Raw genomic sequence first — 22,148 nt, 5'->3', positions numbered from 1 at the left:
GGGCGGGCGCTCAGGCGTCCGCGCGCAGCACGTCCGACAAGACCGAGAACAATTCGTCGATCTGCGCGCGCTCGATGATGAGCGGGGGCGACAACAGCATGGTGTCGCCCGCCGAACGGATCAGGCAGCCGCGTTCCAGGCAGGCCTGGTGCACGGCGTACGCCCGCTGGCCGGGCTTGCCTTCCAGCGGTTCGAGTTCGATGGCGGCCAGGAGGCCGATGTTGCGGATGTCCACTACGTGCGGCAGTCCCTTCAGGCTGTGCGCCGCGTCTTCCCAATAGCGCCAGAGTTCGCGGCTGCGCTGGAATAGGCCTTCGCGGCGGCAGATGTCCAGGGTCGCGAGGCCGGCGGCGCAAGCCACGGGATGGCCGGAATAGGTGTAGCCATGCGACAGCTCGATGGCGCTGTCCGGCCCCTGCATGAACGCATCGTAGACATGCTGCTGCACCAGCGTGGCGCCCATGGGGATGGCGCCGTTGGTCAGCCCCTTGGCGCTGGTGATGATGTCGGGCGTGACGCCGAAGTGCGATGAGGCGAACGCGCCATCGATGCGGCCGAAGGCGCAGATCACTTCGTCGAAGATCAGCAGGATGCCGTGCGCGTCGCAGATCTGCCGCAGCTTCTGCAGATAGCCCTTGGGCGGCACCAGCACGCCGGTCGAGCCCGCCACGGGTTCCACGATGACGGCTGCGATGGTGGAGGCGTCATGCAGCGCGACGATGCGCTCCAGCGTATCGGCCAGGTGGGCGCCCCAGTCCGGCTGGCCGCGCGTGTAGGCCATCTGGCTGCGGTCATAGGTGTGCGGCAGATGGTCCACGTAGGGCAGCAGATTGCCGAAAGGCTTGCGGTGGCCGGCGATGCCCGACACCGACAGGCCGCCGAACCCCACCCCGTGGTACGAGCGCTCGCGCCCGATCAGGCGCACGCGCTGGCCCTGTCCGCGCGCGCGGTGATAGCCCAGCGCGATCTTCAGCGCGGTGTCCACCGCTTCGGATCCGGAGTTCGAGAAAAACACGTTGGAGAACCCGGCGGGCGCTTCCTGGCGCAAGGACTCGGCCAGCTCGAAGGCCAGGGGATGGCTCATCTGGAACGACGGCGCGTAGTCCAGTTCATGGGCGGTGCGGGCGATGGCCTCGACGATTTCCGGGCGGCGGTGTCCGGCGTTCACGCACCACAGGCCCGCAATGCCGTCCAGCACGCGGCGTCCGTCCGGCCGGATGTAGTGCATGCCCTCGGCGGCGCTGAACAGCACGGGCGCGCGCTTGTAGCGGCGGTTCGCGGTGAAGGGCATCCAATAGGCTTCGGCGTTGATGGCGGGAGTGGGATGAGGCGCTGACGATGGCATGGGTGTTCCGGCGTGAAGAGATATTCGGGCTTTCTATTTTGTATTAATCAATTGATAAATACAATACAAGAAGACCCGAAGGTACGCCGCAACGAGGACGCCATGCGTGCCGAGGGCCCGCGACGGCGGGCTGGCGGATGAATGAAAGCGGAAAGGGTGTCAGGACACTTGCAGCGAGGTCTTCAAGTGGCGCCGCATGAGCTGCGAAGCCCACTCCTGGTCGCCGGCCTCGAGCGCGTCGATGATCTGCAGGTGTTCGCTGCTGGAGTTGATGAAGCGCGCGTCGCGGTAGAACGCGGCATGCTCTTCCAGCCGGCGCAATTGGTTCTGCTGCTGCACCGCCTGCAGGATGTAGCGGTTGCCCGAGAAGCGGGCCAGCATCTCGTGGAACGAGGCGTTGAGATTGAAGAACTCGGTGGCCGAGATGTCGGCGTCGCTGCGCGCGGCCAGCGCTTCATGCGCGGCGCGCATGCGGGCCAGCGCCTCGCGGTCCAGGCGGAACGTGGGTTCCAGCAGGCCGGCGCATTCGATCGTCATGCGGAAGCGGTAGCTCTCGTTGAGCGCGTCGCGGTTTTCCAGCGACGGCGCGAATTGCCAGCCATGGCCCTTGCGCTTCTCGATCAGGCCGTCCGCGGAGAGCTGCAACAAGGTCTTGGTCAGCACGCTGCGCGGCGCTGGATAGCGCTGTTGCAGGTCGCGCTCGGTAAAGGTTTCCGGCAGCTCGCGCGAGGCGCGGTCATCGATCAGGCGCCGGTATAGCTCGTCCTGGGTGGGGCCGGCGCCCTCGATGGCGGGGGGCGCGGCCGCCGCATGCGCCGCTACCGTGTAGCCGCTGTTGGGGCGGTGCGTGATGAGGCCCTGCGCGGCCAGCAGCTTCAGCGCGCCGCGCACGGGCGTGCGCGACACCTCGTAGCTCGCGGCCAACGTTTCCTCGGACAGGTGGTCGCCGGGCGCATGGCGCCGGGCCACGATGTCTTCCGCGATAAGGCGCGCCAGGTCGACTTGCAGCGGAGTGGGGCGGGCGGGAGCGGCGTTGGACATGAAGGATGGGCGCGAAGGGCGACGGAGTCGGAATGGTACCGGAGAGCTACGCGCGCAACGTTCGCGATAGTGGCCCCGGGGAAACCCTTGTATTGAACTTTTTCTTATATTAGTACAAAATTTGCCCGTCTTGAACCTTGCTCCGGAGCCTTGAGCCGTGACTTTGCCCACCCCCTTCCCCCTGGTCGATGTACAGGGCAGCCCATACGAGCGGGGCCGCCAGCATGGCGCCGCCGTCCCCGAGCGCGTGGCGCGCAGCGTGGCCCTCTACCGCGGGCAGCTGGAGCGGCGCGGCGTTGCCGCGGACCGCTTGAAGGAACTGGCCGCCGCCATGGTGCCGGTGGTGGGCGACTATGACGCGGCCTACCTGGAAGAGCTGCGCGGCATCGCCGACGGATCGGGCCAGGCGCTGGAGGATGTGGTGGTCATCAACTGCCGCACCGAAATGATGTTCGGCCATGCCGAGCTGGGCCGCGCCCGCAAGGGGCTGGACGATGGCTGCACCGGCCTGGTCGTGCTGCCCGAGGCCGCCGCCGGCGGCAAGCTCATGCATGCCCATAACTGGGACTGGCGCGAGGAATGCGTGGACACCGGCATCGTGCTGCGCATGCGCCGCGAAGACGGCCCCGACCTGCTGGTGTTCACGGAAGCCGGCAGCCTCGCGCGCCACGGTTTCAACAGCGCGGGCGTTTCCCTGTCCGGCAATTTCCTGTCTTGCGAACACGACTATCAGCGCCCCGCCGAGGTGCCGCTGGTGCTGGTGCGGCGCAAGATGCTGGAAGCCAGCAACATCTGCAACGCCATGAAGGTGCTGTGGGCCTCGCGCCGCTTTTGCTCCAACAACCTGATGCTGGCGCAGGCGCAGGGCGAGGCGGTCGACCTGGAGTGCTCGCCCGACGAAATCTTTTGGATCACCCCCGAGGACGGCCTGCTGGCACATGCCAACCACTGGATCAGCCCGCCCGCGCGCGCCAAGCTGTTCGACAAAGGGCTGGCGGCCAATCCGGATTCGATCTACCGCCAGCGCCGTGTGCAGGACATGCTGGCGCGCGCCACGGGCGGCATCGACTGGGACACGGTCAAGCGCATCCTGGCCGACGACTTCGCCGCGCCCGACGGCGTGCTGCGTTCGCCCAAGCCGGCCAGTTTCGACAGCATCTCGGCCACGGTGGCCACCACCTTGATGGAGCCGGCCAGCGGCGTGATGTGGATCGCGCGCAAGCCCTACGAAGGACGCAACTTCGCGGAGTACCGGCTCTTCTGAGCCGGCCCCCAGACCCGTATGCGGCGAGCGCCGCGCCTGGAGTGATCCCTATGAATTCGCATGCTACGCGCGCCAAGAACGCGCTGCTGTTGTCCGCCGCGCTGGCCGCCGCCGTGGCCGCTCTGCCCGCCGCCGTGCGGGCGCAGGCCGCCGCGCCAGAAATCCGCTACGCCGAAGGGTCGGGCACGCCGACCACGCTGCCCGGCGGGCGGTCCCGCAACACTTCCACCGACAACGTGCTGGCGCACGTGGTGGAGTCCCTGGTGGCGCTGCGCGCCGACATGAGCGTGGCCCCCATGCTGGCCGACAGCTGGACGCTGTCCGACGACAAGCGCGCCTATACCTTCAAGCTGCGCCAGGGCGTCACCTTCCATGACGGCACGCCCATGACCTCGGCCGACGTCAAATGGACCTACGACTACCTCAACGGCGCCCAGTCCGAGTACTCCTGCAAGAACCTCTACGACGGCAGCAAGGGCGCCAAGGTCGTGGCGGTGGAGACGCCCGATCCGGCCACCGTGGTGTTCAGGCTGGAGCAGCCCTACGCGCTGTTCCTGGACCAGATGGCCAGCGTGCAGTGCCCGATGCCGGTGCTGAGCGCCAAGAGCGTCGACGCCGACGGCAAGTGGGCCAGGCCCATCGGCACCGGTCCTTACGTGCTGGCGGAATGGAAGAAGGAACAGTACCTGCTGCTGACGCCGTACGCCGCCTACAAGCCGCGCGAGGAAGCGCCCAGCGGCATGGCCGGCAAGAAAGTGGCGCGGGCCAATGTGCGCTTCGTGGTGATTCCGGATGCGGCCGCGCAGAAGGCGGCGCTCATGGCGGGGCAGGTCGACGCCTACAACGCGGACGAAGACAATCTGCCGGCCAAGGACCCGCGCTGGAACATCGTCACCGAGCAGGGCCTGGACACCGTCAACCTGCTGATGCAGACGCGCGCGCCCTTGCTGTCGGATGTGAACATGCGCCGCGCCATCGCGCTGGCGCTGGACTTTCCCGGCATCGCCAAGGCTTTGAATAACGGCCAGGCGGCCTATAACCCGTCCCTGGTGCCCGCGGCCAGCGTCTACTACTCCGAGGCCGACCGCGCCGGCTACGAGAAGAACCTGAAAGAGGTCAAGCGCCTGCTCGATGCCGCCGGCTACCGCGGCGAGCCCCTGAAGCTGCAGGCCAACAAGCGCTATCCCTACCTGTACCGCGTCGCGGTGGTGACGCAGCAGCTGTTGGGCAAGGCCGGCATCAAGGCCGAGCTGGACATGCTGGAATGGGGCACCCAGGTGACCAACTTCCGCGAAGGCAAGTTCCAGCTGATGGCATTCGCGTATTCCGCGCGCACGGAGCCGGCGCTGATGTTCCGCGACGTGATCGGCGATAAGTCCAAAACGCCCATGGCCCAGTGGGAAAGTCCGGAGGCCGCGGCCATCCTGGAAGGCATAGAAGCCGAATCCGATCCTGCCGTGCGTAAGCAGGCCTTCGACAAGCTGCATGCCCTGATGCTGCGCGACACGCCGCTGCTGATGTACTACAACAAGCCCGGCTATGTGGTCGTTTCCAGCAAGCTGCAGGGCTTTACCGGCTGGCCGCTGCGCAAGCCGCGTTTCTTCAACGTGACCAAGAACTGAGGCGCCGTGCTGGGCTATCTACTCAAGCGCATCGCGGCGTCGGTGCCCACCGTGATCGTCGTCACGGTGCTCGTGTTCGCGCTGATACGCGCGATCCCCGGGGATCCTGCGTCGCTGATGCTGGGCGATATCGACAACCCGGCGCTGCTGGCGGAAATGCGCCACGCGCTGGGACTGGACCGTCCTGTAGGCGAGCAGTTCCTGATCTGGGTGGGCAACGCGCTGCAGGGCGATCTGGGCATGTCCATCGCGCGGCGCGAACCCGTGATGCATCTGGTGCTGACGCATTTTGCGGTGACGGCCCAGGTGGTGCTGACCGCCACGCTGCTGGCCTGCCTGGTGGCGGTGCCCGCCGGCATGGTGGCCGCCTGGCGCCAGAACCGCCGCGCCGACACCGCCATCGTGTCGACCTCGATCCTGTTCGTATCCATGCCCAGCTTCTGGGTCGGCATCCTGCTGATCTGGCTGTTTGGCGTGAAGCTGAACTGGCTGCCGGTGTATGGCTTCGAATCCATCGCCCAGGGCGGACTGGGCGCGGCGCGGTATCTGGTGCTGCCGGTCTGCGCCATCGTGCTGACGGAAATCGCGGCCATCACGCGCATGATGCGCGCCAGCACCATCGAGACGCTGCGGCTGGAATACGTGGCGCATGCGCGCGCCAAGGGCCTGCCGGAAAAGCGCGTCATGCTGCGCCATGTGCTGCCCAATTCGTTCGGCCCCACCTTGACGGTGATCGGCCTGATGCTGGGCCATCTGCTGTCGGGCGCCGCGGTGATCGAGACCGTGTTCACGCTGCCGGGCATCGGGCGGCTGCTGGTGGAAAGCATCTATGCGCGGGACTACCCCGTGGTGCAGGGCTGCCTGCTGTTCATCGCGCTCTTGTACGTGGCGGTCAACCTGGTGGTGGATCTGCTGTATCCGCTGTTCGACCCGCGCGTGAAGCTTCAATAGGATCATCATGGGCTTTAAACATACCAATGCCGTACTGGGCGGCGCGCTGGTCGGGGGCGTCGTGCTGCTGGCCCTGGTCGGGCTGGTGTACACGCCGCACGATCCGCTGGAAGGCGATCTGCTGGCGCGCTTTTCGCCGCCGTCGGCGGAGTACTGGCTGGGCACCGATGAATTCGGCCGCGACGTGCTGTCGCGGCTGATGGCGGGCGCCGGGGTCAGCGTGGCGGTCAGCGTGTTTTCCGTGCTGCTGGCGCTGCTCTTGGGCACGACGATAGGCGTCACGGCCGGCTATGCGGGCGGCTGGGTCGATCGCGGCATCACCGTGCTGGTGGAATCGCTGATGGCGTTTCCGGGCCTCCTGCTCGCGCTCGGGATCATGACCGTGCTGGGGCCGTCCAAATGGGGCGTGGTGCTGGCGCTGGGCCTGGCGTATTCGCCGTCGGTGTCGCGCATCGCGCGCGGCGCGGCGCTGTCCCTGCGCCAGCGCGATTTCGTCATTGCCTCGCGCGCCACCGGCCATGGGGGGCTATGGACCGTGTTCCGCCACGTACTGCCCAACTGCCTGCCGCCGTTGCTGATCTTCGCGACCTCGATCTTCGGTTCCGCCCTGCTGGCGGAAAGCGCGCTGAGCTTCCTGGGCCTGGGCGTGCCGCCGCCGCTGGCCACCTGGGGCGGCATGCTGTCCGAAAGCCGCAACGCCATGGACCAGGCCATCTGGCTGGCGGTGTTTCCGGGCGCCATGATTTCGTTGAGCCTGCTGGGCATCAATCTGCTGGGCGATGCGGTGCGCGATCTGCTGGATCCGCGCATGCGGGGGGTGATGGCATGAGCGCTGCGCAACCCTTGCTGTCCGTGCGCGACCTGGAGATCCGCTTTCCGGGCAAGCGCGACGCCGCGCCGGTGGTGAACCGGGTGTCATTCGATCTGCACGCAGGCGAATCGCTGTCCATCGTCGGTGAGTCCGGCAGCGGCAAGACGCTGATCGGCAAGACGCTGCTGGGCCTGTTGCCCGATTCGGCGCGCATCACCGGCGGACAGGCGCTGTTCGAAGGCCAGGACCTGTTGCAGCAGGCGCCGCGCGACTGGCTGGCGAAGCGCGGCACCGGCATCGGCATGGTGTTCCAGGAGCCGATGGTGTCGCTCAACCCGGCGTTCCGCGTGGGCGAACAACTGATCGAGGCGCTGGTTCTGCGCCGTGGCATGGCGCGCCGCGAGGCCTGGGACGAAGCCGTCCGGATGCTGGAGCGGGTGCGCGTGCGCGACGCGCAGGATTGCATGAAGCGCTATCCGCATGAATTCTCCGGCGGCATGCGCCAGCGCATTCTGCTGGCGGGCGTGATGCTGCTCAAGCCGCGCCTCCTGATCGCGGACGAACCCACCACCGCGCTGGACTGCGTGGTGCAGAAGGAAGTGCTGGACCTGATGTGCGAACTGACGCGCGAGCAGGGCACGGCGCTGATCTTCATCAGCCACAACCTGGCGCTGGTGGCCGCGTACACGCAGCGCGTGCTGGTGATGTGCCGCGGCCGGGCGGTCGAGACCGGGCCGGTGGCCGAGGTGCTGTCGCGGCCGGCGGATCCGTACACGCTCAGCCTGCTGGACGCGTTGCCCAAGCGCGGTCCGGCCCGGCCTGCCGTCGAAGCGGCGCCCATCCTGCAGGTGGACGGATTGGCGATCGACTACTCGGTCCGCGAGGGCTGGTTCCGCAAGCGCGCGGTGCGCGCCGTGCACCGCGCGACGTTCGCGGTGGCGCCGGGGGAAACGCTGGCCATCGTCGGCGAATCGGGCAGCGGCAAGACCACGGTCATGATGTCCATCCTGGGACTGGTGCCGCAGGCCCAGGGGCGCATCGAACTGGACGGCCAGGCCTTGCCCGCGGGCGGTTCGGGGCAGTCGTGGCAGGCGGCGCGCCGGCGGGTGCAGATGGTGTTCCAGGATCCCTATTCATCGCTGGATCCGCGCATGACCATCGGCGACCTGGTGGGGGAGGGCCTGCGGCTGGAAGCCGGCATGACGGCGGACATCCGCCGCAAGCGCGTGGCCGACGCGTTGCGGGACGTGGGCTTGGGCGAGGACTACGCCGAGCGCTATGCGCACGAGCTGTCCGGCGGCCAGCGCCAGCGCGTGGCCATCGCGCGGGCGCTGGTGCTGCGGCCCGAGGTCATCATCGCGGACGAGCCAGTGTCGGCGCTGGACGTCACCGTGCAGAAGCAGGTGCTGGAGACTCTGATGTCGCTGCAGCGTTCACACGGCTTTGCCTGCCTGCTGATCTCGCATGACCTGGGCGTGGTCGAGCAGATCGCCGACCGCGTGGTGGTGATGCTGCGCGGCCATATCGTCGAAGAAGGCACGCGCGACGAAGTGTTCGACCGGCCCACGCATCCCTACACGCGCCGCCTGTTGCAGGCGGTGCCGGAACTGCGCGGCAACCGGACCGAGGGCTTTCGCGTGGAAGTGCGCGACCTGCCGGCGGGCCCGGGGCGCGACGAGGCCGATTACTTCGATCCCTCGTCCGCGCCGGGCCTGCCCGCAATGACGGCGGTACTCGAATCAGGCGCGACCCACCGGGTGGCGCTGGCGGCAGCCGCGGCCGGGGCCTGAGGCGGGGGCCTCAGCCGTGCCGCTCGCGGCTGTCGACGGGCGCCGCGTCGCGCTGGTTCATGCCGTAGTCGCGCAGCACCTGTGCCACGCGCAAGCGGTAATTGGCGAAGACACCGCCGCGCCCGGCTTCCTGGGCCCGGCGGTGCGACTCCAGCGTGCGCCAGCGCTGGACCGCCGCTTCATCGCGCCAGAACGACAGCGACAGCAGCTTGCCCGGATCGCTCAGGCTCTGGAAACGTTCGACCGAGATGAAGCCGTCAATGGCCTTCAGCTCGTCGATCAGGCTGGCGGCGATGTGCAGATAGGGATCGGGGTTGCCGTGGGCGGGTTCGACTTCGAATATCACTGCGATCATGGTGCTTGTTCCTCGGAAAAATCAAACTGCGGCACGCGCGCGTTGGGCAGCGGCCGGTAACGGAAACGGGCCGCCAGCGCGGCGGCATCCAGGCCTGCGCGCAGCAGGCGCGTGAGCGCGCCCGCCGCATGCAGGCGGGCCGGAAGGCGGCCCGGGCAGGCATGCCCGAAAGCGCCGAAAGTCCAGTGCGCCTCGGGTTGCACCGTGGCGGCCGCGGCCAGCACCAGCAGCACGGTCTGGCCGGCTTCGATGCGCAAGCCGCAGACGTCCATGCCCGCGGCGAGAAAGCGCCGCGTGTTGTGCAACGGCGGGTCGCTGCGTTCCACGTCGTCCACCAGGGCCAGCGCCGCAGCGTCCGTGAGATCCGCGCGCAGGCCGCGCCGTCCGGCCAGGACGATGGCGTTGCCCAGCAGGCCGGCGCCCGCCTCGCAGGACTGGAACAGCAGGCCGGCCAGGTTGGCGGCCAGCACCGCGGGCGCTATCTCCGCCCGCGCGCCGTCTTCGCGCAGCCGGCGCAGGGCCGGCGCGGCGTCGGGGGCTTGCAGATGCGATTCCAGGCGTGTCTGCAGGCGCTGCGCTGCGGCGTGTCCCGCTTCGATGCGATCCGCCGCTGCGGCGGCGGGCAGCGCGGACAGGAACGCCGCAATATCGGCGGCGCAATCCGCATGCAGGTCAGGCGGCAGCCCCAGGAAGGCGGCTTGCGCATGCACCGGCGCGGCGCTCAGGTAACGGTCGACGGCGGCGGCGTCCAGGGGGCCGGGATCGGGACACGCGGGCGTACAGGGCCGCGCCGATTGTTCGCGGAGGTAGGCGCTCAGCAGGGCCTTCACCTGCGTGTGCGTTGCGCTGTCGTTCATGCGCACGAAGCGGCCGAAGAGTTCGCCCGCCGGGCCTGGACACAGCGCCTTGGGCACGGGCTCCGCGGCCGGGCGCACGCGCGCGGCCGGATGCTGCATGATGGCCGCTATCGCGTCCGGATGGCTGGCCACCCACAGGTCCAGCGCCGCCTCGCGATACAGCGGCCGCTCGCGCGCCAGCGCGGCGTAGTACGGGTAGGGGTCGGGGTGAGTGACCGCCTGCAGGGGATGGGCAGGATGCATGGCGATGGCCGGTAATGGATACGGCCGCCAGTATCCGCCAGCCTTGACGGCCACGATTCGATGCGCGGCGAACTATGCCTGCGGCGCGTCCGGGTTGCCTGCCGCCGCCAGCAGCGCGGCATAGCCGAGCCGCGAGTCCGGCCATTGCAGGGTGAAGCCGCTGGCGCGCAGGCGAGCGTTGCTCAGCTTCTTGCTGCCGACGTTGGCCGGCGCCGGCGCCTCGCGCGGCGCGGGGGCGCCGATCAGCCTGGCGAGGTCGGCATAGAGCTCGTGCAGGGGCAGCGGCGTATCGTCGCAGCCTATGTAGACAGGCGCGACGTCGGGCAGCAGCGCCAGATGGACCACGGCCCCCGCCGCGTCGTCGATGTGGATGCGGTTGGCCCAGTGTTCGGGAGCGGTCGGCGCGCCTGCCGCGCCTTGGCGCAGGCGTTCGATCAAGTGCAGGCGTCCGGGGCCGTAGAGGCCCGCCAGGCGCAAGGCGGTCGAGGGCAGGCCGCGGGCCGCCAGCGCGGCTTCGGCCTCGAGCAGGATGCGGCCATTGACGCCCAGCGGCGCGGGCGGCGTGTCTTCGTCGACCCAGCCGCCTTCGTGTTCGCCGTAGACCGCGCTGGACGAGATGAACACGATGCGCTTGAGCTGTGTGGCGTCCAGCGCGTCCAGCACGTGTTTCAGGCCATCGACGAACACCGCGCGGTAGGCGGCGGCTTCGCGCGCGCCGGGCGCGGGCAGGTGGATGAGCCGCGTGACACCCGGGGGCAGGGCGGGCAGCCCGTCGGCGCGGGAGATGTCGCCCCGCAGCCAGTGGATGCCGTCCGCATCCCCTACCGGTGGATTGCGGCGCAGCGCGTAGACTTCGTCGCCGCGCGCCAGGAAACGCCGGGCCGCGCGCTGACCCAGGTCGCCGCAGCCGATAAGGAGTACGCGTTCGGTCATGGAGAGTTCTGCCTGTCGAAAAAAAAAGCGCCCCGCGGGGCGCCTTCGGTGGCCGGGCGCGGGCGTCCGGTAGCGTTACATGCCGCTGTACACGGGCCCTTCGCCGCCTTGCGGGGCCACCCAGACGATGTTCTGGGTCGGGTCCTTGATGTCGCAGGTCTTGCAGTGCACGCAGTTCTGCGCGTTGATCTGCAGGCGGTCCTCGCCGTGGTCGTCCTTGACGAATTCGTACACGCCCGCCGGGCAGTAGCGCGATTCCGGGCCGCCATACTTGGCCAGGTTGACCTGCACTGGCACGGACGGATCCTTCAGCGTCAGGTGGACGGGTTCGTTCTCGTCATGGTTGGTGTTCGAGATGAACACCGAGCTGAGCTTGTCGAAGGTCAGTTTGCCGTCGGGCTTGGGGTAGTCGATGCGCGCGCATTGCGATGCGGGTTGCAGACAGGCGTGGTCGGGCTTGTTGTGGCGCAGGGTCCAGGGCATCTTGCCCTTGAGCAGCAGCTGTTCGACGCCGGTCATCACGGTGGCGATGGTGCGGCCCTTCTTGAACCACTGCTTGAAGTTGCGCGCCTTGTTCAGTTCTGCATGCAGCCAGGAAGACTCGAAGGCCGCGGGGTAGGCGGCCAACTCGTCCTGGCGGCGGTCAGCGACCAGCGCGTCGAACGCGGCTTCGGCGGCCAGCTTGCCGGACTTGATGGCGGCGTGGCTGCCCTTGATGCGCGAGGCGTTGAGGAAACCGGCTTCGCAGCCGACCAGCACGCCGCCCGGGAAAGTCAGCTTGGGCAGGGCCAGCAGGCCGCCCGCGGTGATGGCGCGCGCGCCGTAGGCGATGCGCTTGCCGCCTTCAAAGGTGCCGCGGATGGCGGGGTGCGTCTTGTAGCGCTGGAATTCGTCGAACGGCGACAACCAGGGGTTGGCGTAGTCCAGGCCCACGATCATGCCCACCGCCACCAGGTTGTTGTCCAGGTGATAGAGGAAGGAGCCGCCGTAGGTGTCGGCGTCCAGCGGCCAGCCGGCGGTGTGGATCACCAGGCCGGGCTTGGATTGGGCCGGATCGACTTCCCACATTTCCTTGATGCCGATGCCGTAGGACTGAGGATTGCGGCCGTCGTCCAGCTTGTAGCGTTCGATCAGCTGGCGGCCCAGCTGGCCGCGCGCGCCTTCGGCGAACACGGTGTAGCGGGCGTGCAGCTCCATGCCGGGCTGGTAATGGTCGGTGTGCGAACCGTCGCGGGCCACGCCCATGTCGCCGGTGGCCACGCCGCGGACCGCGCCGTTTTCGTCGTACAGCACTTCCACGGCTGCGAAGCCCGGGAAGATGTCCACGCCCAGGGCCTCGGCCTGCTCGCCCATCCACTTCACGACATCGCCCAGACGGACGATGTAGTTGCCTTCGTTGTGGAAACAGGGCGGCAGCAGCCAGTTGGGCGTGGTGCGCGCGCCGGTCTCGGACAGGAACATGAACTTGTCATGCGTGACGGGCACGTTCAGGGGCGCGCCTTTTTCCTTCCAGTCGGGGATGAGCTCGGTCAGCGCCAGCGGGTCCATGACGGCGCCGGACAGGATGTGTGCACCCAGTTCCGCGCCCTTTTCAAGTACGCAGACGCCGATTTCCTGATTCTTCTCAGCGGCCAACTGCTTAAGACGGATAGCAGTGGCCAGGCCGGCGGGTCCACCGCCAACCACGACCACGTCATATTCCATCGACTCGCGTTCAGACATTGCAAAGCTCCCCGTATGTATTCCATATATGGCTGGAAGTATTATCGGCGATTGTATTGCAGGCGGAGGCCATGGTTGCCTTCGTATTTCTTTTAGCCATCAGGAGTAATTGGTGAACGCGGACAAAACCTCAGCGCGGATCCTGGCCGTGGGAGATATCCATCAAGTCGAACTGCCTTTGCGGTGGGGCGACTCGGACGCTCTGAATCATCTGAACAATGCGATGTATTTCCGCCTCATGGAAGAGGCCCGGATACAGATACTTTATGGCGCGGGTTTCGCGCTCCCCGCAGATCAGGGGCTCATCCTGGCGCATGCGTCCTGCGATTTTCTGCGGCCGCTGACCTATCCCGCCAATGTGCTCGTGACGCACAAACTCATGCGCATAGGCCGATCCAGCGCCGAATTCGAATTGCTGCTGGAGAAGGCGGGCGACGAAGGCGGTCCGTATGCCCGCGCGCGCAACGTGCTAGTCTGGATGGACTATGTGGTCAATGCGTCCGCCCCGTGGCCGCAAGAGGTGCTGTCCAAGCTGGGCGCCATGTTCAAGCCCGGGGCTTGAATCGGCGCCGGCCAAAATAGCGCGTGCGTTGGCCGGCCATGCCGGTAAAATCAGCGCAAAATCAAAAAAGCAATAAGGGCGCGCCACCCTAGGCGCCAGCCGCACAGGACTCCGTACGGTGTTGCTGGGACCGGCGCCGGCAGCCGCGCCCTCTTCAAGTTCGACCTTAACTAGGAGTTGGAGCGATGGACAAGGTTTTTGCAAGCGCCCAGGAGGCGCTGGCAGGCATCGTCAAGGACGGCCAGATGATTGCCGTGGGCGGTTTCGGCCTTTGCGGCATTCCCGAGGCACTGATCGCCGCGCTGCGCGATTCGGGCGTAAAGGATCTCACTTGCATCAGCAATAACGCGGGCGTCGACGGCTTTGGCCTGGGCCAGCTGCTCAATACGCGCCAGGTCCGCAAGATGATTGCGTCCTACGTGGGCGAGAACAAGGAATTCGAGCGCCAGTACCTGTCCGGCGAACTCGAGCTGGAGTTCACTCCCCAGGGCACGCTGGCCGAGAAGCTGCGCGCCGGCGGCGCCGGCATCCCGGCCTTCTTCACCCGCACCGGCGTGGGCACCATCGTCGCCGACGGCAAGGAAATCCGCGAGTTCGATGGCCAGCAGTACGTGATGGAGCGTTCGCTGGTGCCGGACGTGTCGCTGGTCAAGGCGCACATCGCCGACCGCAGCGGCAACCTGGTGTTCCGCAAGACCGCCCGCAACTTCAATCCGAACGTCGCCATGGCGGGCAAGTTCACGGTGGTCGAAGTCGAGGAAATCGTTGACACCGGCAGCCTGGATCCCGATCAGATCCATCTGCCCGGCATCTATGTGCATCGGATCGTGCTGAATGCAACGCCCGAAAAACGCATCGAACAACGCACCACTCGCCCGGCCTAAGGAGAACAGACATGGCATGGTCCCGCGATGAAATGGCGGCACGCGCCGCGCGCGAGCTGCAAGACGGCTTTTATGTGAACCTGGGCATCGGCTTGCCGACCCTGGTGGCCAACCACGTGCCCAAGGGCATGGAAGTGTGGCTGCAATCCGAGAACGGCCTGCTGGGCATCGGCCCGTTCCCCACCGACGATGAAGTCGACGCCGACCTCATCAACGCAGGCAAGCAGACGGTCACGACCTTGCCCGGCTCCTCGATCTTCTCGTCGGCGGATTCGTTCGCGATGATCCGCGGCGGCAAGATCAACCTGGCCATTCTTGGCGCCATGCAGGTGTCCGAAAAGGGCGACCTGGCCAACTGGATGATTCCGGGCAAGATGGTCAAGGGCATGGGCGGCGCCATGGACCTGGTGGCGGGCGTGGGCCGCGTCGTGGTCCTGATGGAGCATGTGGCCAAGAAAAAGGACGGCACCGAGGACATCAAGCTGCTGTCCGAATGCAACCTGCCGCTGACGGGCGTGGGGGTGGTCGACCTGATCATCACCGACCTGGGCGTGATGGAAGTCACCGAAAACGGCCTCAAGCTGCTGGAAACGGCGCCGGGCGTGACGGTGGACGAGATCAAGTCCAAGACCCAGGCCAAGCTGGACGTGTCGGCAGTCAAGTAATCCTTGCGCCGCACCCATGAAAAACGCCCCTCCGGGGCGTTTTTTTATGCCGTTTCGTCGAGCCGCATCCCCACATGCGGGATGCCGTCCTCGATGTACTCCTCGGTGACCTGCACGAAGCCGTGGCCGCCGTAGTAGTTGCGCAGGCGGGCCTGCGCGCCCAGGTACATGGCGCGGCCGGGCCAGCGCAGGCGTACTTCCTGCATCGCGTGGCGGATCAGCTCGTGGCCCAGGCCCTGGCCGCGGGTCCAGGGGGCGGTGATGACGCGTCCGATCTCGATCTGGCCGTCCTTCAGCGACGGATCCAGGATGCGGCAATAGGCGGCGAGCTTGCCGTCCTGCCAGGCCATCAGGTGCGAGGTCTGCCCGATCAGATCCTTGCCATCCATGTCCTGGAAGATGCAATTCTGTTCAATGACAAAGACTTCCGTGCGCAACCGCAGGATCGCGTAGATCTCGGTCACGGTCAGTTCCTGGTGCGGCTTGCAGATCCAATCGGGCATAGCGTCAATCCGGTGTGGCGGGGTGGGGGCCATTAGGGCGGGCCTTAGCGTACCTCAAACCGACCCCGTTTTATTCGATGCACTGTTACATGTTTTCACGGGTATACCCTTAGTATGAAAATCTATTTTCTTCTCTAAAATTTGTTTGTAAACAGATTTACATAAACTCCCGCTACATCTCCCCCCCTCGATGACCAAGGCCGCACTCACGATTGCTGACCGGATCGCCCGGGCCCAGCCCGCGCTGAGCCGTACTCAGCACAAGATGGCCGAGTACGTGCTGGCGCACCAGTTCCGCGCCGCCACCATGACCATCGATGAGTTCGCTGCGGCGGTGGGAGTGTCGGTGGCGACGGCCAACCGCTTCGCGCGCGCCCTGGACCTGCCGGGCTATCCGCAGTTCCGCGCCGAACTCGCGCGCGGCTTCGAGGCGGCGCTGGAGCCGGTGGAAAAGCTGCGCACAGAGCTGGCGCATTCCGCCAGCGCCGTGCAGATCTTCGCCGCTACGCTGGAAGAAGACATCCGCAATGCCCAGCGCAACCTGCAGTCGCTGGACGCCGCCGCCTGCGAGCAGGCAGTGGAGGCCATCCTGGCCGCCGACCGCGTTTTCATCATCGGTTTCGGCGCCAGCGGCTTCCTGGCCGGCCTCCTGCAGCGCGGCCTGTGCATGCATCTGCATTCCGTCGAATCTCTGGCCGGTCCCGGCGGCGTGTCGCACGCGGCGCGCCAGATGGCGCGCATGACGTCCAAGGACCTGGTGATCGCCATCGGCTTTCCCCGCTACCTGGCCGACACGGTGACGTTGGCCGGCGCCGCCAAGCAGGCCGGCGTGCCGGTGCTGGTGCTGACCGACAAGCCCACCTCGCCGCTGGCGCCCACGGCTTCCGTGTTGCTGTATGCGTATTCCGCGCGCCAGCTGATTCCCAATTCCGAAACCGCTGCGCTGGGGCTGATCGAAGCCCTGTCGGCCGCGGTGGCCTATCGGGCCAAGAATTCCGTCGCGGCCGCCGCTGGGGTGACCCAGTCCGTGATGCCGTGGCTCATCCATGGAGTAGGTAAACGATGATTCAACCCGTGATTGCGATTCACGGTGGCGCCGGCGCGATGTCCCGCGCGGCCATGTCGCCCGAGAAAGAACAGGAGTACCTGAGCGCGCTGGAATCCATCCTGACCGCCGGCCAGGCCGTGCTGGCCCGTGGCGGCAGCGCCCTGGACGCCGTGACCGAAGCCGTCCGCCTGCTGGAAGACTGTCCGCTGTTCAACGCCGGCCATGGCGCCGTGTTCACCAGCGCCGCCACCCACGAACTGGACGCCGCCATCATGGACGGCGCCACGCTGCGCTCGGGCGCGATCGCCGGCGTGCACCGCGTGCGCAACCCGATCTTCGCCGCGCGCAAGGTCATGGAAAACAGCAAGCACGTGTTCTTCGTGGGCGAGGGCGCCGAAGCCTTCGCCAAGGAAGAAGGCGTGGAACTGGTCGATCCCTCCTACTTCTCCACCGAAGCCCGCCGCGAACAGCTGCTGCGCGTGCAGCGCGAAACGCCGGAAGCGGCGGTGCTGGACCATGACGGCCAGGCGCTGGTCGCGCGCGGCCAGCCCGCACCGGCCGATCCGCTGGACTCGGACAAGAAGTTCGGCACCGTGGGCGCGGTGGCGGTGGACGCCCAGGGCAACCTGGCCGCGGCCACTTCGACCGGCGGCATCACCAACAAGCAGGTCGGCCGCGTGGGCGACGCGCCGCTGATCGGCGCCGGCACCTATGCCAGCAACAAGACCTGCGCGGTGTCCACCACGGGCACCGGCGAAATGTTCATCCGCATGGTCGCCGCCTATGACGTGGCGGCGCAGATGGAATATTGCGGCGCGTCGCTGGAAGCGGCCGCCGACCGCGTCGTGCATGAAAAGCTGCCCACCATCGATGGCAAGGGCGGCCTGGTGGCCGTCGACGCCCAGGGCAATGTGGCCTTGCCGTTCAACACGGAAGGCATGTATCGGGGTTACGCCCGCGTCGGCGAGAAGCCGGTCACCGCTATCTACCGATAAGCGGCGGCGGGTTCGTTTTTTCAGTATTTGGGGAATCAAAAGAGATGGTTGATCGCGCAAACAGCCTGGCGCTGCCGGAAAACCGCGTGGTCCAGGTCGACGACCTGACGGTGCGCTTCGTGGGATCGGAGCGCACGGTCGAAGCCGTGCGCAATCTGTCGTTCCATGTGGACCGGGGCGAGACCCTGGCCATCGTGGGCGAATCGGGTTCGGGCAAATCGGTGACGTCCCTGGCGCTCATGCGTCTGGTGGAGCACGGCGGCGGGCGCATCGCCCAGGGCAGCATGGCCCTGCGGCGGCGCAACGGTTCCGTGATCGACCTGGTCGGATCCAGCCAACGCGAAATGCGCAGTGTGCGCGGCGCGGACATGGCCATGATCTTCCAGGAGCCGATGACCTCCCTGAATCCGGTCTTCACCGCCGGCGACCAGATCGCCGAATCGATCCGCCAGCACCAGGGCAAGGACGCCGCGGCCGCGCGCGCCGAGGCGCTGCGCATGCTGGAGCAGGTCCGTATTCCGGAAGCCAAGTCGGTGCTGGACCGCTACCCGCACCAACTGTCGGGCGGCATGCGCCAGCGCGTGATGATCGCCATGGCGCTGGCCTGCAAGCCGGCGCTGCTGATCGCCGACGAACCCACCACCGCGCTGGACGTCACCATCCAGGCGCAGATCCTGCAACTGATCCGCCAGCTGCAGGAAGAAATGCACATGGGCGTGGTGTTCATCACCCACGACATGGGCGTGGTCGCGGAAGTGGCCGACCGCGTGCTGGTCATGTACCGCGGCGACAAGGTCGAGGAAGGCCCGTCCGAGCAGGTATTCGCCTCGCCGCAGCACCGCTACACCAAGGCGCTGCTGTCGGCCGTGCCGAAGCTGGGCGCCATGCAGGGCACGGACCTGCCCGCGCGTTTCCCGCTGCTGCAGGCCGAAGGCCAGGCCCAGCCCGAGGCAGCTCCGGTCAGCGCGCCCGCCGCGCCGGACGCCAAGCGCGAGCCTATCCTGAGCGTGCGCAAGCTGGTCACCCGCTTCGATCTGCGCGGCGGCATCATGAGCCGCGTGCAGCGCCGCGTGCATGCGGTGGAGCAGGTCAGCTTCGACCTGTTCCCCGGCGAAACGCTGTCGCTGGTGGGCGAGTCCGGTTGCGGCAAGTCCACCACCGGCCGCTCGCTGTTGCGCCTGGTCGACAGCCAGGGCGGCGAGATCCGCTTCGGCGGCCGCGACATCGTGCGCCTGAAGAACACCGAACTGCAATCCCTGCGCCGCGACATCCAGTTCGTGTTCCAGGACCCGTTCGCCTCGCTGGATCCGCGCGTGACGGTCGGCTTTTCCATCATGGAGCCGCTGCTGGTGCACGGCGTGGCCCGTGGCCGCGATGCCGAGCGCCGCGTGGCCGAACTGCTGGAACGCGTGGGCCTGCCGGCGGAAATGGCGCAGCGCTATCCGCACGAATTTTCGGGCGGCCAGCGCCAGCGCATCTGCATTGCGCGCGCCCTGGCTTTGAACCCCAAGGTCGTGATCGCGGACGAATCCGTGTCGGCGCTGGACGTGTCGATCCAGGCGCAGATCGTGAACCTGCTGATCGACCTGCAGCGCGACATGGGCATTTCCTTCCTGTTCATTTCGCATGACATGGCCGTGGTCGAGCGCGTCAGCCACCGCGTTGCCGTGATGTACCTGGGCCAGATCGTGGAGATCGGGCCGCGCCGCGCCATTTTCGAGAATCCGCAGCACCCTTACACCAAGAAGCTGATGTCCGCCGTGCCGATCGCCGATCCGGCCCGCCGCCACATGAAGCGCACGCTGTTGTCCGACGAAATCCCCAGCCCCATCCGCAAGCTCGGCGACGAGCCCGTGGTGCAGCCGCTGGTGCAGGTCGGAACGGATCACTTCGTCGCCCGGCATCCGGTCGGCGGAGCGTATTGAGTCAGTTGTCGTACTTGTTTTTCTTCCACCAAACCCCCTAATTCCTTTTTGGAACCAGGAGTTGCAATGATGAAAGTTCTGCGCCCCACCAAACTGATGGCCGCCGCTGCGCTGGCCTTCGGCGTGATCGCGTCGCCGCTGGCGCATGCCGCCAAGGACGTGACGTTCGCCGTCTCCATCGCGCTGGAAACGCTCGATCCGTACAACACCAACAGCACGCTGAACCAGGCGGCCGGCAAGGCCTACTATGAAGGCCTGTTCGAGTTCGACAAGGACCTGAAGGTCCAGAAGGTCCTGGCCACCGACTACACCGTCAGCGAAGACGGCCTGGTCTACACCTTCAAGCTGCGTCCCGGCGTGAAGTTCCATGACGGCACCGATTTCAACGCCGAAGCCGTCAAGATCAACTTCGACCGTCCGGCCAATCCGGACAACCGCCTGTCGCGCTACATCCAGTTCAGCGTCATCGACAAGACCGAAGTGGTCGACCCGATGACCGTCAAGATCACGCTGAAGAAGCCGTTCTCGGCCTTCATCAACGCGCTGGCCCACCCGGCCGCCATGATGATCTCGCCCGCCGCGCTGGCCAAGTACGGCAAGGAAATCGGCTTCCACCCTGTGGGCACCGGTCCCTTCGAATTCGTCGAATGGAAGCCGGCCGAATACCTGAAGGTCAAGAAGTTCGACGGCTACTGGAAGAAGGGCTACCCCAAGGTCGACACCCTGACCTTCCGTACCGTGACGGACAACAACACCCGCGCCGCCGTGGTGCAGACGGGTGAAGCGCAGTTCGCCTTCCCGGTGCCGTTCGAGCAGGCCGCCGTGCTGAAGAAGAACGACAAGCTGGACGTGGTCGATCACCACAACTCGATCATGGCGCGCTACCTGTCGATGAACACGCAGCAAAAGCCGTTCGACAACGTCAAGGTGCGTGAAGCCATCAACTACGCCATCAACAAGGAAGCCCTGGCCAAGGTCGCTTTCTCGGGCTATGCCACCATCGTCGACGGCGTCGTGCCGCAAGGCGTGGACTACGCGCACAAGACCGGCCCGTGGCCGTACGACATCAAGAAGGCCAAGGCCCTGCTGGCCGAAGCCGGCTACCCCAACGGCTTCGAAAGCCAGCTGTGGTCCGCCTATAACGACGGCACCTCGGTGAAGGTGGTGCAGTTCCTGCAGCAGCAATTGGCGCAAGTCGGCATCAAGGTGTCCGTCGAAGTGCTGGAATCGGGCCAGCGCGTGCAGCGCGTCCAACAGGTGCAGAAGCCTGAAGACGCCAAGGTCCGCATGTACTACGCCGGCTGGTCGTCCTCGACCGGCGAAGCCGATTGGGGCCTGCGTCCGCTGCTGACCACCGCCGCGTTCCCGCCGGTGCTCAACAACGTGTCGTATTACTCGAACAAGTCGGTGGACGATGGCATCCAGCAAGCCCTGGCCACGACCGACCGCGCCAAGAAGACCGAAATCTACAAGAACGTTCAGGAAACCATCTGGAAGGACGCCCCGTGGGCCTTCCTGGTGACCCAGAACAACCTGTACGTGAAGTCGAAGAACCTGTCGGGCGTGTACGTTGAGCCGGACACCTCGTTCTGGTTCGGTGACATCGATCTGAAGCAGTAAATCTGGCAGTAACTCTCGGGGCCTAGTCGCCCTTGTAAGGCCACATACGGCGGGGGCGCGGTGTCCCCGCCGATGTTGCAGGAATTTCAATGCTGACCTACATCGTCAAACGTCTTTTGGGCATGATCCCCACGCTGCTGCTGGTAGCCGTGGTCGTGTTCCTGTTTGTGCACATGCTTCCGGGCGACCCGGCGCGACTGGCCGCGGGCCAGGAGGCCGACCAGCAGACCGTCGAGCTCGTGCGCAAGGAACTGGGACTGGATCTGCCGCTGCCGCAGCAGTTCGTGCGCTATTTCAGCCACATGCTGCAAGGCGACCTGGGTACCTCCTTGCGTACCAAGCGCCCCGTCTCGACCGAAATCGCCGACCGTTTCATGCCTACCCTGTGGCTCACGCTCGCCAGCATGGTGTGGTCAGTGACCTTCGGCATGATCATCGGGATCGTGTCGGCGGTATGGCGCAATCGCTGGCCCGACCGTCTCGGCATGACGCTGGCGGTGTCCGGCATCTCGTTCCCCGCGTTCGCGCTGGGCATGATGCTGATGCAGGTCTTCTCCGTGAATCTGGGCTGGCTGCCTACCGTGGGCGCCTCGACCTGGCAACACTACATACTTCCGTCCATCACGCTGGGCGCCGCCGTGGCGGCCGTGATGGCGCGCTTTACCCGGGCTTCCTTCGTGGAAGTCATCCAGGAAGACTTCGTGCGGACCGCCCGCGCCAAGGGCCTGACCGAGCGCCGCGTCGTGATCAAGCACGCGCTGCGCAATGCGCTGATTCCCGTCGTCACGATGATGGGCCTGCAGTTCGGCTTCCTGCTGGGCGGCTCCATCGTGGTCGAGACCGTGTTCAACTGGCCCGGCCTCGGCCGCCTGCTGGTGGACGCCGTGACCCAGCGCGACTATCCGGTGATCCAGGGCCTGGTGCTGCTGTTCTCGCTGGAATTCATCCTGATCAACCTGATTGTCGACGTGCTCTATGGCGTCATCAATCCCAGCATCCGTTACAAGTGAGG

The 22,148-nt window shown here is 66.5% G+C and carries 20 protein-coding genes; 13 read left to right on the top strand and 7 right to left on the bottom strand.

Features of this window, described 5'->3' with window-relative positions:
• Positions 1-10 precede the first annotated feature (10 nt).
• Positions 11-1,345, bottom strand: a complete 1,335-nt coding sequence (locus IB268_RS17020) for an aspartate aminotransferase family protein (protein WP_125472906.1) — start codon at positions 1,343-1,345, stop codon at positions 11-13.
• A 159-nt stretch (positions 1,346-1,504) separates the two neighbouring features.
• Entirely contained in the window at positions 1,505-2,386 is an 882-nt protein-coding gene (locus IB268_RS17015; RefSeq protein ID WP_054450677.1) for a GntR family transcriptional regulator, read from the bottom strand.
• A 157-nt stretch (positions 2,387-2,543) separates the two neighbouring features.
• On the opposite strand from IB268_RS17015, the gene IB268_RS17010 reads away from it, so the two are divergent.
• From IB268_RS17010 to IB268_RS16990, 5 genes are read left to right on the top strand one after another with little or no spacing between them, the layout of a single operon-like run.
• Positions 2,544-3,650, top strand: coding sequence for a C45 family peptidase (locus IB268_RS17010; protein WP_192354554.1), 1,107 nt, complete (start codon positions 2,544-2,546; stop codon positions 3,648-3,650).
• Between the two features lie 50 nt (positions 3,651-3,700).
• A complete protein-coding gene (locus IB268_RS17005) occupies positions 3,701-5,272 on the top strand; it encodes an ABC transporter substrate-binding protein (RefSeq protein ID WP_192354553.1) in 1,572 nt (523 codons plus the stop codon).
• A gap of 6 nt (positions 5,273-5,278) precedes the next feature.
• Complete coding sequence (locus IB268_RS17000; RefSeq protein ID WP_013392266.1) at positions 5,279-6,223, top strand: ABC transporter permease; 945 nt, start codon at positions 5,279-5,281, stop codon at positions 6,221-6,223.
• A 7-nt stretch (positions 6,224-6,230) separates the two neighbouring features.
• Positions 6,231-7,052 (top strand): ABC transporter permease, encoded by an 822-nt coding sequence (locus IB268_RS16995; protein WP_054450682.1) that lies wholly within the window; start codon positions 6,231-6,233, stop codon positions 7,050-7,052.
• Entirely contained in the window at positions 7,049-8,824 is a 1,776-nt protein-coding gene (locus tag IB268_RS16990) for an ABC transporter ATP-binding protein (RefSeq protein WP_175161939.1), read from the top strand. Before IB268_RS16995 ends, IB268_RS16990 begins: the two co-directional genes overlap by 4 nt.
• A 10-nt stretch (positions 8,825-8,834) precedes the next feature.
• Here the strand turns inward: IB268_RS16990 and IB268_RS16985 are convergent, their stop codons facing one another.
• The 4 genes from IB268_RS16985 to IB268_RS16970 all read right to left on the bottom strand — a co-directional run bounded on the left by IB268_RS16985 (position 8,835) and on the right by IB268_RS16970 (position 12,934).
• A complete protein-coding gene (locus IB268_RS16985) occupies positions 8,835-9,179 on the bottom strand; it encodes an antibiotic biosynthesis monooxygenase (RefSeq protein WP_054450685.1) in 345 nt (114 codons plus the stop codon).
• Positions 9,176-10,279, bottom strand: coding sequence for a cytochrome (locus IB268_RS16980; RefSeq protein ID WP_192354552.1), 1,104 nt, complete (start codon positions 10,277-10,279; stop codon positions 9,176-9,178). Before IB268_RS16980 ends, IB268_RS16985 begins: the two co-directional genes overlap by 4 nt.
• 72 nt (positions 10,280-10,351) lie before the next feature.
• On the bottom strand, positions 10,352-11,212 hold the full coding sequence (locus IB268_RS16975) for an NAD-dependent epimerase/dehydratase family protein (RefSeq protein ID WP_175161943.1): 861 nt from the start codon (positions 11,210-11,212) through the stop codon (positions 10,352-10,354).
• Between the two features lie 75 nt (positions 11,213-11,287).
• A complete protein-coding gene (locus IB268_RS16970; protein WP_054450691.1) occupies positions 11,288-12,934 on the bottom strand; it encodes an electron transfer flavoprotein-ubiquinone oxidoreductase in 1,647 nt (548 codons plus the stop codon).
• A 112-nt stretch (positions 12,935-13,046) separates the two neighbouring features.
• Between IB268_RS16970 and IB268_RS16965 the strand changes: the two genes are divergently transcribed.
• The 3 genes from IB268_RS16965 (at position 13,047) to IB268_RS16955 (ending at position 15,045) form a co-directional block, all read left to right on the top strand.
• Positions 13,047-13,496, top strand: coding sequence for a thioesterase family protein (locus tag IB268_RS16965; protein ID WP_054450693.1), 450 nt, complete (start codon positions 13,047-13,049; stop codon positions 13,494-13,496).
• Positions 13,497-13,681: 185 nt separating this feature from the next.
• Complete coding sequence (locus IB268_RS16960) at positions 13,682-14,380, top strand: CoA transferase subunit A (RefSeq protein ID WP_025137174.1); 699 nt, start codon at positions 13,682-13,684, stop codon at positions 14,378-14,380.
• 11 nt (positions 14,381-14,391) lie between these two features.
• Positions 14,392-15,045, top strand: coding sequence for a CoA transferase subunit B (locus IB268_RS16955; protein WP_054450695.1), 654 nt, complete (start codon positions 14,392-14,394; stop codon positions 15,043-15,045).
• Positions 15,046-15,089: 44 nt separating this feature from the next.
• On the opposite strand, the gene IB268_RS16950 is transcribed toward IB268_RS16955, so the two are convergent.
• Positions 15,090-15,548 carry a GNAT family N-acetyltransferase gene (locus IB268_RS16950; protein ID WP_054450697.1) on the bottom strand — a complete coding sequence of 153 codons (459 nt, stop codon included), beginning with the start codon at positions 15,546-15,548 and terminating at the stop codon, positions 15,090-15,092.
• A 190-nt stretch (positions 15,549-15,738) separates the two neighbouring features.
• Between IB268_RS16950 and IB268_RS16945 the strand changes: the two genes are divergently transcribed.
• The 5 genes from IB268_RS16945 (at position 15,739) to gsiC (ending at position 22,146) form a co-directional block, all read left to right on the top strand.
• Positions 15,739-16,614, top strand: a complete 876-nt coding sequence (locus tag IB268_RS16945) for a MurR/RpiR family transcriptional regulator (RefSeq protein WP_054450699.1) — start codon at positions 15,739-15,741, stop codon at positions 16,612-16,614.
• Positions 16,611-17,591, top strand: coding sequence for an isoaspartyl peptidase/L-asparaginase family protein (locus IB268_RS16940; protein ID WP_054450701.1), 981 nt, complete (start codon positions 16,611-16,613; stop codon positions 17,589-17,591). Before IB268_RS16945 ends, IB268_RS16940 begins: the two co-directional genes overlap by 4 nt.
• 44 nt (positions 17,592-17,635) lie before the next feature.
• Positions 17,636-19,516: a dipeptide ABC transporter ATP-binding protein gene (locus tag IB268_RS16935; protein WP_054450703.1), complete on the top strand. Its 1,881-nt coding sequence runs from the start codon at positions 17,636-17,638 to the stop codon at positions 19,514-19,516.
• A 66-nt stretch (positions 19,517-19,582) separates the two neighbouring features.
• Positions 19,583-21,136 carry a glutathione ABC transporter substrate-binding protein GsiB gene (gene gsiB / locus IB268_RS16930; protein WP_054450705.1) on the top strand — a complete coding sequence of 518 codons (1,554 nt, stop codon included), beginning with the start codon at positions 19,583-19,585 and terminating at the stop codon, positions 21,134-21,136.
• Positions 21,137-21,225: 89 nt separating this feature from the next.
• Positions 21,226-22,146, top strand: coding sequence for a glutathione ABC transporter permease GsiC (gsiC, locus tag IB268_RS16925; protein ID WP_013392281.1), 921 nt, complete (start codon positions 21,226-21,228; stop codon positions 22,144-22,146).
• Positions 22,147-22,148 lie beyond the last annotated feature (2 nt).

The sequence above is a fragment of the Achromobacter sp. ACM01 genome (assembly GCF_014851745.1).
In the GTDB taxonomy this organism is placed as follows: Bacteria; Pseudomonadota; Gammaproteobacteria; order Burkholderiales; family Burkholderiaceae_B; genus Achromobacter; species Achromobacter aegrifaciens.
The sequence above is the reverse complement of the archived record's forward strand: the minus strand, read 5'-3'. Positions and strand labels throughout refer to the sequence as shown.

Excerpts from the sequence above, each read along its gene's own strand:
- gsiC (WP_013392281.1), top strand. The coding sequence starts at position 21,226 with ATGCTGACCTACATCGTCAAACGTCTTTTGGGCATGATCCCCACGCTG.
- IB268_RS16955 (WP_054450695.1), top strand. The coding sequence starts at position 14,392 with ATGGCATGGTCCCGCGATGAAATGGCGGCACGCGCCGCGCGCGAGCTG.
- IB268_RS16940 (WP_054450701.1), top strand. The coding sequence starts at position 16,611 with ATGATTCAACCCGTGATTGCGATTCACGGTGGCGCCGGCGCGATGTCC.
- IB268_RS16950 (WP_054450697.1), bottom strand. The coding sequence starts at position 15,548 with ATGCCCGATTGGATCTGCAAGCCGCACCAGGAACTGACCGTGACCGAG.
- IB268_RS16975 (WP_175161943.1), bottom strand. The coding sequence starts at position 11,212 with ATGACCGAACGCGTACTCCTTATCGGCTGCGGCGACCTGGGTCAGCGC.
- IB268_RS17020 (WP_125472906.1), bottom strand. The coding sequence starts at position 1,345 with ATGCCATCGTCAGCGCCTCATCCCACTCCCGCCATCAACGCCGAAGCC.
- IB268_RS16935 (WP_054450703.1), top strand. The coding sequence starts at position 17,636 with ATGGTTGATCGCGCAAACAGCCTGGCGCTGCCGGAAAACCGCGTGGTC.
- IB268_RS16995 (WP_054450682.1), top strand. The coding sequence starts at position 6,231 with ATGGGCTTTAAACATACCAATGCCGTACTGGGCGGCGCGCTGGTCGGG.
- gsiB (WP_054450705.1), top strand. The coding sequence starts at position 19,583 with ATGATGAAAGTTCTGCGCCCCACCAAACTGATGGCCGCCGCTGCGCTG.
- IB268_RS16960 (WP_025137174.1), top strand. The coding sequence starts at position 13,682 with ATGGACAAGGTTTTTGCAAGCGCCCAGGAGGCGCTGGCAGGCATCGTC.
- IB268_RS16970 (WP_054450691.1), bottom strand. The coding sequence starts at position 12,934 with ATGTCTGAACGCGAGTCGATGGAATATGACGTGGTCGTGGTTGGCGGT.
- IB268_RS17015 (WP_054450677.1), bottom strand. The coding sequence starts at position 2,386 with ATGTCCAACGCCGCTCCCGCCCGCCCCACTCCGCTGCAAGTCGACCTG.
- IB268_RS16945 (WP_054450699.1), top strand. The coding sequence starts at position 15,739 with ATGACCAAGGCCGCACTCACGATTGCTGACCGGATCGCCCGGGCCCAG.
- IB268_RS16985 (WP_054450685.1), bottom strand. The coding sequence starts at position 9,179 with ATGATCGCAGTGATATTCGAAGTCGAACCCGCCCACGGCAACCCCGAT.
- IB268_RS17005 (WP_192354553.1), top strand. The coding sequence starts at position 3,701 with ATGAATTCGCATGCTACGCGCGCCAAGAACGCGCTGCTGTTGTCCGCC.
- IB268_RS16980 (WP_192354552.1), bottom strand. The coding sequence starts at position 10,279 with ATGCATCCTGCCCATCCCCTGCAGGCGGTCACTCACCCCGACCCCTAC.
- IB268_RS16990 (WP_175161939.1), top strand. The coding sequence starts at position 7,049 with ATGAGCGCTGCGCAACCCTTGCTGTCCGTGCGCGACCTGGAGATCCGC.